This window comes from Paenibacillus sp. CF384 (assembly GCF_900106745.1).
In the GTDB taxonomy this organism is placed as follows: Bacteria; Bacillota; Bacilli; order Paenibacillales; family Paenibacillaceae; genus Paenibacillus_Z.
Genome location: NZ_FNNV01000040.1, coordinates 1 through 17012 on the forward strand (window position 1 = coordinate 1; position 17012 = coordinate 17012).

Sequence of the window (17012 nt, forward strand, 5' to 3'; positions counted from 1 at the left end):
AGGAGGCTTAACGCCCTTCGACCTCCACAAACCAACCCTAAAACCAAAGAGAAACCCAACGTTTGAAAAAAAACGTTGGGTTTCTCGACATTCTGGGGCAGCCAATTGGCTGCCCTTTCTCATTCTGAACAGCTCTTCTATTCGTTCGCAAGCAAGTTATACAATACCTGAGCAACTTCAGCTCTTGTCGTAACCCCTTTCGGGCTTAGCTTGCCGTTATTGCCGGATACGACTCCGCCTTCTACGAGCGCTGCAGCCGCTTCTTGTGCATAGGCAGCAATTTGATTAGCATCGGTGAAGCTGCTTACACTTGCGCCTGATTTAGCCGTTGGAAGCTTGCCAAGTGCGTCAAGCGAGCGATACAGAAGAGTAAACAGGTCCTGACGGGTAATGACTTTATCCGGCGCGAACACATTGTCGCCAAGGCCGTTGGTGATGCCAAGACGTTTGGCAGCGCCTAGATAATTCGAGTAATACGTATTGCCTGCGTCTGCAAAATTATCCGCTTCCGTCTCATTCGGCACGATGCCGTAAGCTTTCAATAACAGCACCAAGAACTGACCACGCGTTACGTTCGCAAGCGGACTGTAATGATTCTCGTCCGTACCCGCAGCAATATCTCTTGCCGCTAGGAAGGTTACTGCTTTGCTGTACCAAGAAGCTGGTGCAACATCGGAGAAAGCAACCTTGTTGTAGCCAACAATATATTGCGAGAAGTGGTTCGTCACGAAATCTACCGTACCCGTTGCAGCGTTGAAGTTTCCGTTTACCGTTTCCAGGTAACCATCGTCGGTCAAATAGTAGACAATGACCGCACTTGGATCTTCGTCCGCTTTCAACGTGTAAGGCACACTGACTTTGACACTGCCGCCTCCAAAGGTGGAAACCGTTTGGTCTCCCGCTTTCACTGTCAGCTCATATACAGGTCGGTCGCCCAATACTTGCTTACCTTCTTCAGTAAGTTCCCGCTTAGCAATTTCGATCTTGATATCGCCATCGCCTGAAGTTGCACGGATGTTATCCGCTGCTTTGGCATCGAACACTATGGAACCGACTGCAGTGTAATTAACTTTAACCTGCGCCCCGGTACCATCTGCGACTTCATTGAAAGCGCTGCGTGGAATGCTTAGCTGTCCGGTTTCAGTAGCTGCGCTTGCTTCTACCTTAAACTCGATTACAGCTGATTTCCCAGTAGTTTCCGCTTTCTTCGCATCGGCTACCAGAGCCGTTACCACTTCCTTCGTGACGACAGCAGATGTTGTACCTGTAGCCGCATCGGTTTTGGAAGGTACAGTAAAGGAAGACGTAACTGTATTACCTGTCGTTGTATTCTTTACATCCACAGTAGGCGTGCTTGCAACGTAAGGTGTTTGTGGAGCTGTGCTCCCGCTTCCCGTACCTGCAGGTACAATTACATCTACCGAAGCACCCGGATTGTACAATACTTCGACTGGCGCAATCAGCGTGGATACGCCCTCTACGCGCTTGCTCACCGGACCATTGTAGCCTGGTTTCGCAGCATAACGGACATTATAAGTACCCGCCGCCAAGCCTGTAATGGAGTTGCCTGTTACAGCTGTGTAGCTTGCAGCGCCTGCCAGCTTGTATTCCAAGCCTGCTTTCGTGCCAGTAATTTGACCGTCATTACCATTTGCCGTTGTTGGTTTAACTCCGGCAAGCCCTGTCGGTACTGCCTCTAATCTTGAGAACAGTTTATCGAGTGCAGCCTTGTAGACCGTGTTTGGCAATACGCCATTCGGCACGTAATCCGGTTGGATATTCGTCCACGAGTACATCAGTTCTACATGTCCAAGGATCGGCGAGCTGTTACCTGCTGCATCCTTATTGTCCTTGTTGTACGTGAATAAGTAAGGAACTTGAAGCTTGTTCGCAATGACTACATTGCTATTCGCATCGGTGTAACGAACATCCGTTGTTCCTTTCACGTATTGCGTCTTAATGTTGGTCAGGTACGTGTTCACCAGGTCTACGTACAGATTGGCGTACGGATGATTGGTGTCGCGAACCATCAGACGATCGATATCGTGGGAGTCAAATGTAGGCGAATCCGTTTGCGTCACATCAACGCCTGCATCAAGCCTAGGATCCCACATGTACACTTTATCGACGTTGTATTTCTTCGCGTATTCATTGATGAACTTAATCGCCGCCTGCGTATTCGGGCACCACGATCCGCCGAAGAGAATCGCGTAGTTGCCTTGTGCAGCAAGCAATTTCGTAAGCTCATGATACGTTACATGCTCCAGTACGACGTTACCGTCCGTACCGTCGAAGATATCCCGGCCAATCGTCGAATTGAATTTCACGTTCTTGTTGAACGCCAGTTCAATGAAGTCGTTCGGATTAATCGTGTCGTACGATGGCGCCGCGCCGAAGACCGCTCTCACTTGGTCCTTATACGCCGTAACCTTCGCCGCATCCTCCTTACCGTCTGTCAGGAAATCGCTCGCGGTGTTGCTGCTTTTCAGCGAAGCCACGATTGGCTGGCTGTTCGCGCCGTCTTTATTATCCTTGTTGTAGATGAAGAGGAGCGTTTGGTCCTTCACGTCCGCTGCCGGGGACGCTTCAATCGCCGTGCCGCTTGCATCCTTCTTCGTCAAATATTTGTTGACCAGATCGGTATAGACACCGGCAAACTGGTTGCTGCTGTCTGCCAGATCCAAGCTCACACCATCGAGCTTCGTGTCAAAGTTGTAGATGGTCGATACGTTGTATTCTTTGGCCACCTGATTAAGGAAGCCGATATTCGCCTGCGTGCTGGCAACGGACGCGCCGCCGAACAGAACCGCGTATGTTCCTTCACTCTCGAATAAGTGAGCGATATCCTCATACGTTGCCGTTCTGAACACATGATGGGCATCCTGCAAATTGGGATAAACGTCACTAAAATAATCATAATGGCTGATAGCACTTGGGCTTACCGGATCAGCGGCAGCGGGCGAGGCTTGGAAGAACGGGATCGTTAGGAAGATGGCTAGTAGTAAGGCCCCTAGTCTGACAATTGGCTGATGTTTTCGCATATCGTTACGCTCCTAATTGGTGGGATGAGTGTGCAGTATTTCGGTTATGGGCAAACCTCTTCTTCCCCTGCACCACTGTTCCCTCCATCAGAAGAGTTCGAAGAATCCGAGGACGAAGGTGATGAAGAGTTGGAGCTGGATGAAGACGAGGATGTTGAAGATGTCGATGCTGCTGGTTGTGGCGTTTCTTTCTTAGCAACCAAAGAGCCTACTTTCTTCGGTCCTTTGTCGACAGTTGCTTCTGCAGGAGCTGTTGGTTGTTCTTCAACTACAGGTGCGGATACTACAGTTGCTGCCGGTGCCTCTTGTTTCTCAGGCGCTGCAGCTGCTTTAGGTGCAGCAGAGCTGGTTGTTACCGTGGAAGCGGCTTTCGTGCTTGTTGCCGGAGCTTTCACTTGCTTCACCGCAGCAGCTTTAGTCGATGCAGCCGGCTCTGCTTTTGCCGACTTAGCAGAAGTATTATTTTCCACAGCTGCGGCTTGTGTTTCCTCGGCCGGAGCAACTGCCGTTTCTACTGCTGTTTCAACTGCAGGCGCTTCCTCAGCAGGAGCAACAGTTGATTCCGGTTGCTTCTCTTCAGTTGTTACTACTGCCGCAGGAGCAGCCTCTTTTGTCTCAGCAGGTGCTACTGCAGGTGCTACTGCTTGTTCAACGGCAGGTGTTGTTGGATTCGTGCTTTCTTGCGAATCTTTATTGGCGAATACTGCGGTATAAGTCAACACCAGAAAAACAGCGCCTGCGATCACAAGGGAATAAGTAAGTTTGGATACGTTTGGTTTTTTCATAGTAAGAACATCTCCTTCTTCGCTCTCTGAGCAACGTGTATTGAGATCTTAATTGGTCTTGCCTGTAAAGAACGACAGCTTACTTCGTCGTTCCTCCCCCTTAATGATGATTCCGGATAAAAAAAGAAGATCCAACAAGGGGCGTGTATAATCACGCGCGCTCATTGAATCTCTGGTGGTCCAGTAGACTGATCATCCTATGTCATCCGACTAATGAAATGCTGTCGTTTGCTTTACTTGTTTCTATCTTATTGGCAATAGAATCCAATGTCAAGACTTTTCCTATCGTTTTTGTCGGAATTAAAAATCGTACCTGAAAATAGCCCGTTAATCCCCCGTACTTAAGCCATCCAGCGCCTCAAGAGTCTGCATCACATGATCAATAAGGTCCGGCAAATCCTCCATTTGCTCCTCGTTGATTTTCCGATTGAAATGGAGTTCAATTTCATTGAAATAACTGACCGTTTGCTCCCCATACGTAAAGCTCAGCGTCTGTGTAGGAGGCAGCTCCGGCTGCCATAATTCGATCAGCTTCCGCTCAATCGCCTTGCACTCCGCATCCATATCTTGAACCGGCATAAAGAAGCGCAGTCGCAGCGTACATCCCGGGTTCTCGCCTTTGTGCTCCAACAGCTCTACCGCGAGATCCTTCAGCGATGCTTCCAGCCGAATCTCTCCCGTAATGCCGCCTCCGTTCACCAGCGTGAATTGCAGTGCGAATACCCGTGCCATAACGGCCATTTCCAGCCGATCGACGCGATCCGTAATCAGGATTTGTCCGGCAATATTGTCCAGATCATAGACTTGATTCTCGATCGCTACCTTCAAGTTATCAAATACAGTCGGATCAAACATATGATCGAGCTCCCTTCGCTGGTATGGTCTAATCTTATAACGTTGCGAAAAACCTGCCAAGTTCTTCTTCAGCACCGTTCAAAGTTGACATGCCGAGCTATAATCGTATACAGTTATTTCAATAACAAGCAAATGGATAAAGCCATGAAGGAAAACAACAGCGTTCAAACCCTGCTTCCAGAGAGTCGGCGGTTGGTGCAAGCCGGTACAGGTTGAACGTCAATTACATTTCCAGAGCTTCTCGTCTCCGAAACTGCAGCGCAGAAGGAGCAGACGGTTGTCAGCCGTTACATGACAAGAGTGGAGAACGCAGCGTACTGTGTTTTCAATTAGGGTGGTAACGCGATGACTCGTCCCTGTCTATGACAGGGGCGGGTCTTTCTTGTGTTTTGCCAACTCATTTCGACTATTATCTACTGGAGGGATTTCAACCATGTTAAGCGGAAGCGTACAGAGCAGTAAAGACTTGGTTAACGATCTGGAATACCGTGGTCTGATTCATCAGCTAACGGATACCGAAAACTTGAGAAAGAAGCTGGAAAGTGAACGTGTCACGCTGTACTGCGGTTTCGATCCGACAGCCGACAGCCTTCATATCGGCAGCTTGCTACCTATTCTATGCCTTCGACGCTTCCAGCTTGCAGGCCATATTCCGCTTGCGCTTGTAGGCGGAGGCACAGGCTTGATCGGCGACCCAAGCGGCCGCTCCAGCGAACGTTCGCTTAATACAGCGGACACGGTTGCATCGTGGACGAACAGCTTGAAAGCACAGCTTAGCGCCTTCCTCGATTTCAACTCGGAAGGCAATCCTGCTAAGCTGGTCAGCAACTACGACTGGATTGCTCCACTTGATGTCATTACGTTCCTGCGGGATATCGGCAAGAACTTCACGGTGAATTACATGCTGGCGAAGGACTCCGTAGACTCGCGATTATCCAATGGCATTTCGTTTACGGAATTCAGCTATATGATCCTGCAAGCTTACGATTTCTATAAGCTGAACCAAGAACATAACTGTTCCCTGCAAGTAGGCGGAAGCGACCAATGGGGCAACATTACCGCAGGTCTTGAATTGATCGGCAAAATGGGCGGCGGCGACGCTTACGGCATGACGATGCCGCTTGTTACGAAGAGCGACGGCAAGAAGTTCGGCAAATCCGAGACAGGCGCTATCTGGCTCGATCGAAGCAAAACATCGGTGTACCAGTTCTATCAGTTCTGGATCAACACGGACGATAATGATGTCGTGAAATTCTTGAAATACTTCACGTTCCTCTCCCAAGCGGAAATCGAAGCGCTCGAGAACGAACTGAAGCAGCAGCCCGAACGCCGCGTTGCACAACGGGAGCTTGCTCGTGAAGTAACGAAGATTGTACATGGTGAAGAAGCCGTCATAACCGCAGAGAAAATCACGCAAGCATTGTTCTCCGGCGAATTCATGTCGCTGAGCGAAGCCGAGCTTGTTGAAGCGCTGCAAGATATGCCGACTACCGTTTGTACAGGTGAGGAAGATCGCAGCTTGATGGACCTGATGATCGAAGTTGGTGCGGCTTCATCCCGTCGTCAAGCGAGACAGGACATTGAGAGCGGTGCGGTCTCTATCAACGGACAGAAACAAACCGTCAGTGAAACCGTACTCGGACAAGATCAGAAGCTGTACGGCAAGTACATTCTCCTTCGCCGCGGGAAGAAGAACTACTTCCTGGCGCGGTTCGAATAGCATACTTGATGTATCCAAACAAAATAAAGCCGCTATCCATGATCTCTCATGGATAGCGGCTTTTTGAATGGCCAAAGGCCGAATAGATTAAGGTATAAATTGCTGTACGATGCGCGTAACTTTACCGTTCTGAATCGTGAGATGATACGGATAATCGCTGACACTAATAAGGCCATCCGCGTGATATATCGCATTGAATTTATCAAGCGAAATCGCCTGGTTCCACTCGGTGGATGCATTCACGAGGCTGCCGGTACGGTCATAGATCTGCATAATGACGGCTGCGTGAGGATCGACCTCGAGCGTCTTCACCGTTTCATCATCATTCACGATGTAGTAGCCGTCTGGCGCTTGGTCGAGACCGGAATCCGGTTCTTCTTGGACGAAAGCCGCATCCGCCGCTTCCCCCTCGAACCATTGAATCTCATCTGTCTGCAGAAGCAGCTTACCGCCTTGCGTGTCCATGCCGTTGATGTAAACCGTGATCATTTCCGGAGTTTGGGTTACAGGCGCGTAGCCCTTATTATCGACTGCCGATGCTGTTGAGATGCAAGCTACCAATCCGATGATTGTTAGCGCGATGCCTAGTGCATGTCGGTTCATAATTACCATCTCCTCGCTCGCAAGCGTTAGCGAGACTTGCCTTTTAGTAAGACTTGCCTCTATCTCTACTATACCCGTTTTGGGTGAAATTGATAGATTCCGCAAGCTCGAAATTGCTAAATTTTACGTAAAGCTTTTGTCGCTTCGAAACGCATGTGTCGGCGTACCGACTACGCCCGGTTTGCAAGTGAAGATTCCGCCTGCATGCGGTTGATCCCCATTCGTCTCCGGCGTGAGACCGATACTCGCTGTCGTGATGTACAGGATATCCAGGTTGTCGCCGCCGAAGATGCATGAGCTCGCTTTTGCCACAGGAACGTAGATCGATTCCAGCTTTTGTCCCGTCAGCGGATTCCATCTCGACACCTGCCAGCCATCCCAATGGGCGATCCATAACATGCCTTCGCTATCGATCGTCATTCCATCCGGGAACCCTTCCTCCGGACGAAAATCAATCACCAGCCGCGGGTTACGAATCGTCCCTGTCAACACATCGTAGTCGAACCCTGTCACCGTCTGCTTCATGGAATCGATATAGTACAGCTGCGTTTCGTCGAGACTCCAGGCGATACCGTTGGAAACGCCAACGTCATCAACCATTTTGCGGCAGCTCAAATCATGATCCAACACATAGAAGGACCCCTTAACATCCACTTCGGCATCCTGCATCGTCCCTGCCCAATAACGGCCGGCGGAGTCACATTTTCCATCGTTAAATCGGTTCTCAGGCAAATGCGCCTCCGGATTAGCAATCGGGGTCAGCTTCCCGGTTCCGCAGTGGTAATGCTCAAATCCATCCCGCGTCGTCAGGATGACGGCATCGCCATCCGAAGCATCACAGACGACAGCGCCGACCGGCTTGCCTATACTAAACTGCTCGTTGCGGCCCGTAGCCGGATCGAAGCGGCTGAATGAACCGCCTGTAATATCCACCCAATAGAGCTTCCGTTGCTCCGCGTTCCAGCTTGGTCCTTCGGCAAGTATCGCTTGAGCGTCAAGCACCAGCTCCGCCTTGCGCGAATGCAGCTGCTCTCGCAGCTGTGCATTAGATTGCTGCATCAATCGTTCATCCTCCTACAAATCAATAGTCATCCCGCCATCAGCCACTAATACGGCCCCCGTCATGAACGAGTTGTCCGCGCTTGCCGCGAACATGACGACCGATGCGATCTCATCTGCTGTGCCGACACGGCCCATCGGCTGCGCTTCGTTCCACTGCTTCATCGTTTCCTCGCGCGGCGTGTCGAGGTTCTTAATGCTGCTCTCCAGCATCGGTGTATGTACAGCGCCGGGCAGTACCGTGTTTACACGAATATTTTGCTTGGCAAAATCAAGTGCGATCGCCCGGCTGAGCGACACGATTCCGCCTTTGGAAGCTGCGTAAGCCGAATAACCATCCAAAGTTGCCAGCGCATGCACGGAGCTGACGTTCACAATAGCACCGCCGCCGCTGCTGACCATAGCAGGAAGTACCTCCCGGCAGAACAAAAAGACCGATGTCAAATTATTCGTGATGACTTCGTTCCAACCCTGCAAGCTCATCTCCGTTATGCGAATTTGCGGGCATACCGCGGCATTGTTGACCATGACGTCGATTCGTCCGTACTTGGCGAGCGTATCTTCCACCACCCGCTTCACATCGGACTCCGACGATACATCGGCCTGCATCGCAGTGGCAAGCAGTCCCGCTTCCGTAATCTCCTCTGCCACCACCTCGCCTTTCGAGGCGGTGCGATTCACCACGACAACCGCTGCACCTTCCTTTGCAAAACGGAGACAGACCGCTCTTCCAATTCCGCTTCCCCCACCAGTCACGATAACCACTTTCCCGATCCAGCTCATATGCGGCCCCCATTATCAGGTATTATCGAAAGAGACGTCCTTGGTATGGACGCCTCTTCTCTGCTCTTACTTCACGGTTTCGCGCTTCTCCCAGCCTTGCTTGAAGAGCGGCAGCCAATTGCCTACTTGGTACGGATGCTTGTCAATCTCTTCAAGATTCAGCTCCACGCCAAGGCCCGGCCCTTCCGGAGGCAATAAATAACCATTCTGAACCTTCAAAGGCGGAAGCAGTACTTGCTCTTCCCACGGCTCATTGAATTCATCGAAAATCTCATGGATGAGGAAATTCGGCGTCGCCATGTTCAAGTGGCTGCATACAACCGAGCATACCGGACCTTGCGCGCTGTGCGGCGCCGTCACGCCGTTATGGGCATGAACCATACCGCAAATTTGCTTCGATGCCGAAATGCCCAGATACTGCGGCTCCAGCTGGATGATATGCACCGCATCATGACGGAGCAGCTCCGCGAATTGCTCGCGCGAGTAGTAGTCCTCCCCGCACGCGACCGGCACCGGGCTGCGGCGCGCCACTTCGACCATGCTGGAGATCAGCTGCGGCGGAACCGGCGCTTCGAACCAGGTCGGTTCATATTTCAGCATCGCATCCGCGAATTGCAGTGCCGTACTCACGCTGAAGCGATTATGGCCTTCGATGAGAATATCGACATCCTTGCCGACTGCTTCCCGGACAGCTGCAATATTCTCGATCGCAGCGGAGAAGTCCTGCCGGCTGACCGTACGCCAAGCCGCGCCGAACGGGTCGAACTTCAAGGCGGTGTAGCCTTTATCGACTACGATCTTCGCTTTCTCGAAGAAGTTCTCCGGTGTATTCGGTCCACGGTACCAGCCGTTGGCATAGCAGCGCAGCTTATCGTGACAGCTGCCGCCAAGCAGTTTATAGAGGGGCTGGTTCGTCACCTTGCCCATGATGTCCCAGCAAGCGGTTTCAATAGCGGCCAGCGCTGAACCTTGAATCTGTCCGCCGTCGGAATAGACGTCGCGGAACAGCTTCAGACTGATCGTTTCCACATCGAACGGATCGCGTCCGATGACGAGATGCTTCAGTTCATGAATGGCAGCTTCTACGGTTTTGGCGAAACCGTTCAGCGTCCCTTCGCCTAGCCCTGTTACACCTTCATCTGTGTCTACTAACACGAAGAGCCAGTTCTTCCACGGGTTGCCGAGAATATAAGTGCGAATATTAGTTATTTTCATTGCCACAGCGCCTCCCAATTTCATTATCCTTGATTGAGCCCAGCGTAGCATAGCGGTTTGGGAAGCGACAAGATGTCTAACTTGTATACATCAAAGCATGATCTTCTTCACATATTCAATATGCCGCTGCGTTAATTGAACGGTCAGCTCCGGATCGTTACCTGCAAGCGCATGACGAATCTGCCAATGCTCTTCGATACTGCCTGCGAGCCGCTTCTTGTTGCGATTGAAGGTCGTCCGCACAACGAGCAGAAACTTATCTTGGATGCGCGACATCACTTCGGTATACTCCTCATTATCGAGCCCTGCGATAATGAGTGCGTGGAATTGGCGGTCCAGCTCCACATATCGGATGATATCCTCGTTTGCTATTGCTTCTGCCTGCTGCGCCATATTCGCATCCAAACCTGCGAAGAACGCTGCATCCATCTTGCCCGTCAGTCGCCGAACGGCATAGGTTTCCAGTGACAATCGCAGCTCATAGATCTCCAGAATCTTCTTAAGTGACACTTCTTGCACGATGACCCCCTGCTTCGGGGACAGCTTTACGAGCCCCATCATCTCCAAGCGATCAAGCGCGGAGCGAATCGGCGTTTTACTCATCCCCAGCAGTTCGCTGAGCAGCTTCTCGGACAAGAACATTCCGCCCTGCCATTCTCCGGTTACAATCCGATTCTTAATCGCTTCGAAAGCCTGATCTCGCAGCGTCACCGCAGTTTGCTGTTTCTCCAACGCTTGTCCCTCCTTCGCTTCCTCACTCTTATGTTATACTACTTTTTAATAGTATCCGGATGCACCAATCATAGGAGGGATCCTCAGCATGCCCCGCCAATCGCTGCGTGATGAAGCCTATCACATCATCTATGAACAAATTATAGGCGGTGCGCTTGCCAAAGGAGCCGTCACCTCCGAGGTGCAGCTCAGCCGCCAGCTCGATATGAGCCGCACGCCGGTTCGCGCCGCGCTGCAGCAGCTCGAGAATGAAGGCTTCCTGCGGATCATTCCTAAGCACGGCGTGCTCGTACTCGATTCTTCCGCCCAGCGGGTCGGCGATCTGCTCGAGCTGCTGACCGCGCTGCTGCTGTATGCCGTGACGAGCGTTCGCCTTCGCGACGAGGCTGCGCTCGGCGACTTGTCGCGGCAGCTGGTCCACGAGCTGGAGTCACTGCTGGCTGCCAGCGATGAGCTCTCTCTTGAGATCAGCGGCGGTTATAGCCCCGCTCTTGAGATCGCCTGCGATCATCGACCAGCTCTCGAGCCCGCGGGCGAACTTGCGTTATGCCAGTTCGAATATGATTTCGTGAGCCGCGTCATCGCGCTCAGTCACAATCAGGAGATGCAGCAAACGCTAGCGAACAGCGCATCCCGCTTATTCTGGGCCGGCAACAAGAAACGGTGGATAGCCCCATACCGCCTCGAGATGGGAGACACGCTTCACTCCCTGCTCAGCCGTCTGACCGCCGATACCGACAGCTTCATCGAGGCAATGAACAAGTACTTGCACATGCTGAAGAAGACATGGATCTAGTTCAATCATCTAGCTTCTCCAACGTAGATGAATCCAATATCCCCGGTTCCAGGTGGTGGGTAGGTAACAAAGTTGCATAACATGCAACTTTTCCCCACTTAAGCCGCCTAATCTACGCAAATGTTGCAGGAAATGCATCATTTCTAAGCCATGTCGCCTCTGCGAGGCTATTCCTTTAGAGAATGTTGCAGTTTCTGCAATATAACACTCGACAACGCCACTTACCGCATCCTAATGTTGCATATTCTGCAACATATCCATCGCTGCACCAGCCCCATCACGTCATTCGTACGCAACACTAACTTCGCAGCAGCATCACTGATACTTCAATACAATCACACAAACTCCACCTTGCCGCCCTCCAGCGAAGCAATGCGAGCTAGCGACTCCACGCGGAACCCCTGCTCGAGCAGCTTGCCTCTTCCGGATTGGAACGACTTCTCGATTACGATTCCGAAGCCCGCCACCTCTGCCCCTGCTTGCTGAACGATACGGGCCATCCCCAGCGCAGCCTCGCCGTGAGCGAGAAAATCATCAATAATTAACACCCGATCATTCGGTGCGAGGAACTTTCTCGATATCGTGACCTCGCTCTCCTCTTGCTTCGTGTACGAATAGACCTTCTCCGTGTACAGATCATCCCGAAGCGTCAGCGATTTACGTTTACGCCCGAACACCATCGGTACGCCAAGCTGTAGCGCCGTCAATACTGCCGGTGCAATGCCCGAAGACTCGATAGTCATGATTTTCGTCACGCCGCTCTCGCGGAAAAGCTCGGCAAAAGCTTTGCCGATCGCAAGCATCAGCTCTGCATCCACCTGATGATTCAGAAACGTATCTACCTTCAACACGCCGCCATCCAGCACGATGCCCTCTTGTCTTATTTTCTGCATCAGCAGCTCCACTGTACGCACGCCTCCTATTCCGTCTTAGGGCCGAATCTAATGCTTCAGTATTCCCCGATTATCCGCCCTAATTCTTCCAGTTACTCACACATGCTTATTTCGAAAAGCATACTGAATGGCCTGATCCTCCACGCCAATCGATTTGACCAGCAGAGATATTCGATTCTCTGGGTTAATTCCCTCCCAATAGAAATCGGCGGTATCTTCAATCGAATCGAATAACGGCACTTCGAACGGATCGCCTTTAAACGGCTTTAATACCCCATCGCGTTCCGATTCATAGGTATGTATGCAGTGTCCGGTTCCTTGCTTAAAGCGGCTGAAGTGGTACCGATTACGCAGGCACACCGATGGGTCATTGTCATAGGTTTTGAGAATCGACAATTCATACTGCTGCACATCCGCATAGATAACGGCCGAGATCCTCGGAGTAAAATGCGGCGCATCCGGCTCGAACTCCCGGTTCATAAGCGCTTGCTCGAACGTTTGCCTAAGCTGCAGACCGTCATAGATGGTGTCCGTCTGATCGCCGTTCGAGACAATGTGCGCATCTCCCACGTGGCGGATTGGATAATAAATAATAAGCGAGGGATCTTCCATCAACGCCGGATCGAATGCTTTGTTCCTCACATACATGCCATCCTGTTCAAAAATCCGATTGCGGCTGTTCACACTGCGCCCCATAATCCAATACACCTGCATGTAATGCGACCCGGAAGGCGTCATGCCTGCAATCAACGTTCTCCCCGGATAAGGCTTCTCAAACAACTCCTGTTGATAAGACTTCACTCGCATCCGCTCCTCTACCGAATATACAAAAAGAGGTAAAGAGAACTCGTAAGCTCTCCTTACCTCTGCCCAGACTCTTAAATTACTCTCACAATACCGAAATGAGTCCCATAAATCAACTATTATTATGCAAATCCGCTTATAAGACCTTATTCTCGCTCCATTCCACAACCTGCACGCCGGGAGGTGCTATGACGCTCGTGCACACCTTGCCGCTGTCGTCCATATGCCACTTCACATGGAGATCGCCATGAGGAGTGTTGACCGTACCGCTGCATGCGCGAATGCCGCCAACCGGATTTGGTGAAACCATCACTGTTTTGTAACCCGGTTCAAGCGACTGAACACCGAGAACAACCTCACCGATCCATTTGACAGGTGTGCTGGACCATGCGTGGCATAAGCTCATCCGATAAGAGCCGTAAGCGGTATAGGTCGTCAGGGCATCGTGAAAGTCGCGTCCCTCACCTTCCCCGTGCGAATAGGCTTCCCAGAACGTCGTGGCCCCGTGATCGAGCATTCCGCCCCATACGATCGAAATCACCTCATACGCCCGTTCATGTTTGCCATAGCGAGAATAACATTCAGCGAGCTGGAACGCCGACAACGGCGTAATTGGATCCATCAACTCATATTCATCTAGGAAAGTTATGGCAGCATCCTCACTAACATAACCGCTCGCAATGCCGAGCACTTTAACTGCCAGCGCATAGGATTCCTTCATATAATCCTCGGAATTGAGTGCCCGCATCGGCCAATCCAGCAGCGGCGTCAGCTCAAGCTCCGGTAATTCGGCTGCCAATTTCACCAAGTCGGCATGCGTTAGTGCATAAATAGCCTGCAGCGCAATAACCTTCTCCTCATTCGTGAGCGGTACCCATTCAATCAGAATGCCGTCTTGGATGAGAAGGCCCTCGCCGGGTTTCGTGTTCTGAAGCACCCAGTTGATATGACGCTGCATCGGCTCCTTCATCTCCAGCACGAACTCCTTATCGCCCGTCTGAAAATAATACTCGGTTACCGTCTTCATCCACCATAGCGTATATTCACAAATACTGTTCATCCAATGACCGCTCGGCGTACCTTCTCCTAACTCGCGCACCGCGCGGCGGATGACCTTGGTATCGTCCCATAAGAAATAACAGGATTTCGCCGCCAGGTAGAAATCAAAGGTCCAGTTCAACCGGTCCCGCTTAATCCCGTCCCACAACCCGATCTGATGACAAATTCGGCTTGTATGTGCGGATACCTCGAAGATCTGATTCAACTCCGCGTTGTCGCTTTGCAGTTGCCCTGCCTGACGCAGCGCCACATGAACCGTTTGGAACCTCAGCTCAAGCTCAAATGACTGCCCCGGCTCACCAAGCACAAACAGCTGTATATATCGGCAGCCCTGCGGGAGCGTGCATACCGTTTCCCCCGGAGCCACAACGAGCCACTCTGTTATGCATCCGTCATAATGTTCAAGCTCCATGAGCGATTCGGCACCATTCCATAACAGCTTGACCGATTCATCACCTTGGTTCAAGACTGTAAACCGGCAGTTATGCTCCGCCAGCAGATCTACGGTCACTCTCGAAGCGCTGCCGAGGTCCATCTCCATTTGCTGCTGCCTCATCGCTTTCCACTCATTCTGCTTTCGCAGATGGTAGAACAGCTCTAGCTGTTCTTGCTGTGGCAGTACCAGTAATCCATCTTGCCCATGTGCGCCGCTGAGCTTGACCTTACCATCCCCGGATACCGCCGCCTCTATCCCGTATGGGTCCTGTACGACGACTTCATTCAGGTCATAAGCCGCAATATCTCCGAAGCCGCCTGCTACGAATGCTGCCGGACTGTTCTCTAAATCGCCGAATGGCTCTTCGCCTAATAGACAAATTTGCGCAGCAGCCGATTCATCCGCGAGCCAGCTCTCTGCCTCTGTCGTAATCCATAATCCATCACCCTGCAGGAATGCAATTGCACCAACCCTGCGATTCCACAGATAGTAGTTCACTTCTACCAGTGGGATGAACGCCGTGCAGTCCATTTCCAGTCTGAGCTCATGCTCCCCTGGCTGCAATACATCCGGAAAACCGACAATGTTCATAAAAGCCCCTGCATTCCCGGCACGTTCTGCAATCTCAGCAACGACTTGCCCATCAAGCACAACTCGCGCTCCGCCTGTAAACGATGCGTGTATGGAGACGTGGCGAATTTCTTGTTCTGCCGTAAATGTACGAGTCAGCACGCACTTGGGCCGCTGCTCCCGTTCCTGATGCCAAATCCAAACCGGCAATTGTACCTCAGTTATAGTTGTCGTCTCCATTCCATCGTTCCTCTCTTTGCTTGAACATTATAGTCACTAAAAACGTTTTTAACGTGAACCTAACGCCGCTAGTCACCACTTTATGGCGGAGAGTCACGGTACTGTAAGCACTTTCAAGTCAATGTACTGACATCTTACCATCGACTGGACGATTCCTTCAACATTAAAACAAACTGCGTTTTTGCAGCGCTCAATCCCTTGATATCCCTGGATTTTCTCGAAGTTCAGCTATAAAAATAATCGAAAAATGGTCGAGCTATAAGATATTTATGTAAAACGTTTTTATTCCGGTAAACACAAAAAAAGCCCCTTGCTTTCGCAAGGAGCGTTCGTTTAAAAATATGGTCGGGATGACACGATTTGAACATGCGACCCCCTGGTCCCAAACCAGGTGCTCTACCAAGCTGAGCTACATCCCGTTAATCAAGATAAAAAATGGCGCGCCCTGAGAGATTCGAACTCCCGGCCTTTTGATTCGTAGTCAAACGCTCTATCCAGCTGAGCTAAGGGCGCCAATGGAGCGGAAGACGGGAATCGAACCCGCGACCCTCGCCTTGGCAAGGCGATGCTCTACCGCTGAGCCACTTCCGCATTTAAATATGGTGCGCGTAGAGGGACTTGAACCCCCACGGTCGCCCGCCAGATCCTAAGTCTGGTGCGTCTGCCAATTCCGCCATACGCGCATAAAAAATGGTGAGTCATGTAGGATTCGAACCTACGACACCCTGATTAAAAGTCAGGTGCTCTACCAACTGAGCTAATGACTCGAGTAAAGATGGTGCCGGCGATAGGAGTCGAACCCACGACCTACTGATTACAAGTCAGTTGCTCTACCAACTGAGCTACACCGGCAAGATAAAGCTTTGGTTAAAATGGCGGAGCCGACGGGATTCGAACCCGCGGTCTCCTGCGTGACAGGCAGGCATGTTGGGCCACTACACCACGGCTCCGCATTAAAATTGGTTGCGGGGGCAGGATTTGAACCTGCGGCCTTCGGGTTATGAGCCCGACGAGCTACCGAGCTGCTCCACCCCGCGATAGTACAAGTAAAACATTTATGGTGGAGGCTGACGGGATCGAACCGCCGACCCTCTGCTTGTAAGGCAGATGCTCTCCCAGCTGAGCTAAGCCTCCAGGGAAATGAATGGTGACCCGTAGGGGACTCGAACCCCTGTTACCTCCGTGAAAGGGAGGTGTCTTAACCACTTGACCAACGGGCCTTACAAGAAAAATTACAACGGAGAAGGAGGGATTCGAACCCTCGCACCACTTACGCAGTCTAACCCCTTAGCAGAGGGTCCCCTTGAGCCACTTGGGTACTTCTCCATGAATGGCTCCCCGAACAGGACTCGAACCTGTGACAACTCGATTAACAGTCGAGTGCTCTACCAACTGAGCTATCAGGGAACAGTGTTATTCAG

At 51.5% G+C, this 17012-nt stretch carries 13 protein-coding genes, 12 tRNA genes and 1 other annotated feature; of the genes, 2 read left to right on the forward strand and 23 right to left on the reverse strand.

Annotated features, from left to right (window positions below):
* Positions 1-137 precede the first annotated feature (137 nt).
* The 3 genes from BLW29_RS30860 to BLW29_RS30870 all read right to left on the reverse strand — a co-directional run bounded on the left by BLW29_RS30860 (position 138) and on the right by BLW29_RS30870 (position 4681).
* On the reverse strand, positions 138-3041 hold the full coding sequence (locus BLW29_RS30860; protein WP_090986936.1) for an S-layer homology domain-containing protein: 2904 nt from the start codon (positions 3039-3041) through the stop codon (positions 138-140).
* Between the two features lie 44 nt (positions 3042-3085).
* Positions 3086-3826, reverse strand: coding sequence for a hypothetical protein (locus tag BLW29_RS30865; protein WP_090986938.1), 741 nt, complete (start codon positions 3824-3826; stop codon positions 3086-3088).
* Positions 3827-4153: 327 nt separating this feature from the next.
* A complete protein-coding gene (locus BLW29_RS30870; protein WP_090986940.1) occupies positions 4154-4681 on the reverse strand; it encodes a hypothetical protein in 528 nt (175 codons plus the stop codon).
* Positions 4682-4816: 135 nt separating this feature from the next.
* Positions 4817-5042 (forward strand) — a binding site (T-box leader).
* 72 nt (positions 5043-5114) lie between these two features.
* Here BLW29_RS30870 and tyrS point away from each other — a divergent pair.
* Positions 5115-6401, forward strand: a complete 1287-nt coding sequence (gene tyrS / locus BLW29_RS30875; RefSeq protein WP_090986942.1) for a tyrosine--tRNA ligase — start codon at positions 5115-5117, stop codon at positions 6399-6401.
* An 87-nt stretch (positions 6402-6488) separates the two neighbouring features.
* Here the strand turns inward: tyrS and BLW29_RS30880 are convergent, their stop codons facing one another.
* The 5 genes from BLW29_RS30880 to BLW29_RS30900 form a co-directional block, all read right to left on the reverse strand.
* Positions 6489-7004, reverse strand: a complete 516-nt coding sequence (locus tag BLW29_RS30880) for a hypothetical protein (RefSeq protein ID WP_090986944.1) — start codon at positions 7002-7004, stop codon at positions 6489-6491.
* A 123-nt stretch (positions 7005-7127) separates the two neighbouring features.
* Positions 7128-8063, reverse strand: coding sequence for an SMP-30/gluconolactonase/LRE family protein (locus BLW29_RS30885; RefSeq protein ID WP_090986946.1), 936 nt, complete (start codon positions 8061-8063; stop codon positions 7128-7130).
* A 15-nt stretch (positions 8064-8078) separates the two neighbouring features.
* Positions 8079-8846, reverse strand: a complete 768-nt coding sequence (locus tag BLW29_RS30890) for an SDR family NAD(P)-dependent oxidoreductase (RefSeq protein ID WP_090986948.1) — start codon at positions 8844-8846, stop codon at positions 8079-8081.
* Between the two features lie 66 nt (positions 8847-8912).
* A complete protein-coding gene (locus tag BLW29_RS30895; RefSeq protein WP_091225446.1) occupies positions 8913-10061 on the reverse strand; it encodes a mandelate racemase/muconate lactonizing enzyme family protein in 1149 nt (382 codons plus the stop codon).
* A 90-nt stretch (positions 10062-10151) separates the two neighbouring features.
* A complete protein-coding gene (locus tag BLW29_RS30900) occupies positions 10152-10793 on the reverse strand; it encodes a GntR family transcriptional regulator (protein ID WP_090986952.1) in 642 nt (213 codons plus the stop codon).
* Positions 10794-10881: 88 nt separating this feature from the next.
* Between BLW29_RS30900 and BLW29_RS30905 the strand changes: the two genes are divergently transcribed.
* Positions 10882-11589, forward strand: a complete 708-nt coding sequence (locus BLW29_RS30905; protein ID WP_090986954.1) for a GntR family transcriptional regulator — start codon at positions 10882-10884, stop codon at positions 11587-11589.
* 335 nt (positions 11590-11924) lie between these two features.
* Here the strand turns inward: BLW29_RS30905 and BLW29_RS30910 are convergent, their stop codons facing one another.
* From BLW29_RS30910 to BLW29_RS30980, 15 genes are all read right to left on the reverse strand, one after another.
* Positions 11925-12494 (reverse strand): xanthine phosphoribosyltransferase, encoded by a 570-nt coding sequence (locus tag BLW29_RS30910; RefSeq protein ID WP_090986956.1) that lies wholly within the window; start codon positions 12492-12494, stop codon positions 11925-11927.
* Positions 12495-12578: 84 nt separating this feature from the next.
* Positions 12579-13289: an IMP cyclohydrolase gene (locus BLW29_RS30915; protein ID WP_090986958.1), complete on the reverse strand. Its 711-nt coding sequence runs from the start codon at positions 13287-13289 to the stop codon at positions 12579-12581.
* 133 nt (positions 13290-13422) lie between these two features.
* Positions 13423-15591 carry an alpha-L-rhamnosidase-related protein gene (locus BLW29_RS30920; RefSeq protein WP_090986960.1) on the reverse strand — a complete coding sequence of 723 codons (2169 nt, stop codon included), beginning with the start codon at positions 15589-15591 and terminating at the stop codon, positions 13423-13425.
* Between the two features lie 342 nt (positions 15592-15933).
* Positions 15934-16010: transfer RNA gene (locus tag BLW29_RS30925), tRNA-Pro, on the reverse strand.
* Between the two features lie 17 nt (positions 16011-16027).
* Positions 16028-16104, reverse strand: a tRNA-Arg gene (locus BLW29_RS30930).
* A gap of 3 nt (positions 16105-16107) precedes the next feature.
* Positions 16108-16182 (reverse strand) — tRNA-Gly (locus tag BLW29_RS30935).
* Between the two features lie 9 nt (positions 16183-16191).
* Positions 16192-16274: transfer RNA gene (locus BLW29_RS30940), tRNA-Leu, on the reverse strand.
* Between the two features lie 8 nt (positions 16275-16282).
* Positions 16283-16358 (reverse strand) — tRNA-Lys (locus BLW29_RS30945).
* 9 nt (positions 16359-16367) lie between these two features.
* Positions 16368-16443: transfer RNA gene (locus BLW29_RS30950), tRNA-Thr, on the reverse strand.
* Positions 16444-16464: 21 nt separating this feature from the next.
* Positions 16465-16541: transfer RNA gene (locus BLW29_RS30955), tRNA-Asp, on the reverse strand.
* 10 nt (positions 16542-16551) lie between these two features.
* Positions 16552-16628, reverse strand: a tRNA-Met gene (locus BLW29_RS30960).
* A 21-nt stretch (positions 16629-16649) separates the two neighbouring features.
* A tRNA-Val gene (locus BLW29_RS30965) sits at positions 16650-16725 on the reverse strand.
* Positions 16726-16736: 11 nt separating this feature from the next.
* Positions 16737-16811: transfer RNA gene (locus BLW29_RS30970), tRNA-Glu, on the reverse strand.
* Between the two features lie 18 nt (positions 16812-16829).
* A tRNA-Ser gene (locus BLW29_RS30975) sits at positions 16830-16917 on the reverse strand.
* Positions 16918-16922: 5 nt separating this feature from the next.
* Positions 16923-16998 (reverse strand) — tRNA-Asn (locus tag BLW29_RS30980).
* Positions 16999-17012: the final 14 nt, after the last annotated feature.

Bases quoted from the DNA above. Each gene is read 5' to 3' on its own strand.
- BLW29_RS30860 (WP_090986936.1), bottom strand. From the start codon at position 3,041: ATGCGAAAACATCAGCCAATTGTCAGACTAGGGGCCTTACTACTAGCC.
- BLW29_RS30865 (WP_090986938.1), bottom strand. From the start codon at position 3,826: ATGAAAAAACCAAACGTATCCAAACTTACTTATTCCCTTGTGATCGCA.
- BLW29_RS30870 (WP_090986940.1), bottom strand. From the start codon at position 4,681: ATGTTTGATCCGACTGTATTTGATAACTTGAAGGTAGCGATCGAGAAT.
- tyrS (WP_090986942.1), top strand. From the start codon at position 5,115: ATGTTAAGCGGAAGCGTACAGAGCAGTAAAGACTTGGTTAACGATCTG.
- BLW29_RS30880 (WP_090986944.1), bottom strand. From the start codon at position 7,004: ATGAACCGACATGCACTAGGCATCGCGCTAACAATCATCGGATTGGTA.
- BLW29_RS30885 (WP_090986946.1), bottom strand. From the start codon at position 8,063: ATGCAGCAATCTAATGCACAGCTGCGAGAGCAGCTGCATTCGCGCAAG.
- BLW29_RS30890 (WP_090986948.1), bottom strand. From the start codon at position 8,846: ATGAGCTGGATCGGGAAAGTGGTTATCGTGACTGGTGGGGGAAGCGGA.
- BLW29_RS30895 (WP_091225446.1), bottom strand. From the start codon at position 10,061: ATGAAAATAACTAATATTCGCACTTATATTCTCGGCAACCCGTGGAAG.
- BLW29_RS30905 (WP_090986954.1), top strand. From the start codon at position 10,882: ATGCCCCGCCAATCGCTGCGTGATGAAGCCTATCACATCATCTATGAA.
- BLW29_RS30915 (WP_090986958.1), bottom strand. From the start codon at position 13,289: ATGCGAGTGAAGTCTTATCAACAGGAGTTGTTTGAGAAGCCTTATCCG.
- BLW29_RS30920 (WP_090986960.1), bottom strand. From the start codon at position 15,591: ATGGAGACGACAACTATAACTGAGGTACAATTGCCGGTTTGGATTTGG.